The 293-nt window shown below is 68.3% G+C and carries 1 protein-coding gene; it reads right to left on the reverse strand.

What is annotated here, in order from left to right; translation table 11 throughout:
- The coding region (locus HOP53_RS21460) for an enoyl-CoA hydratase-related protein (protein ID WP_234271882.1) at positions 1-293 on the reverse strand (293 nt) is incomplete at both ends.

The following is a 293-nucleotide window of genomic DNA, read 5'->3' on the forward strand; positions in this document are numbered from 1 at the left end:
GGCGATGTTCTCGCTGTCGGCATTGAACGAGCGCTTGGCGATGGAGAGCGCGGTGGGGCTCTTCTCGAGTATCTCGTCGCACCACTGGCGCACCTCCTCGTCGAGCCTGTCGGAGGGCACCACGGCGTTGGCCAGACCCCACTCCAGCGCTTGGGCGGCGCTGTACTTGCGGCACAGGTACCAGATCTCGCGGGCGCGCTTCTCACCGATCACCCGCGCCATGTAGGCGGTGCCGAAGCCCGGGTCCACCGAGCCCACCTTGGGGCCCACCTGGCCGAACACGGCGTTCTCCG

The sequence above is a fragment of the Billgrantia ethanolica genome (genome assembly GCF_021404305.1).
In the GTDB taxonomy this organism is placed as follows: domain Bacteria; phylum Pseudomonadota; class Gammaproteobacteria; order Pseudomonadales; family Halomonadaceae; genus Halomonas; species Halomonas ethanolica.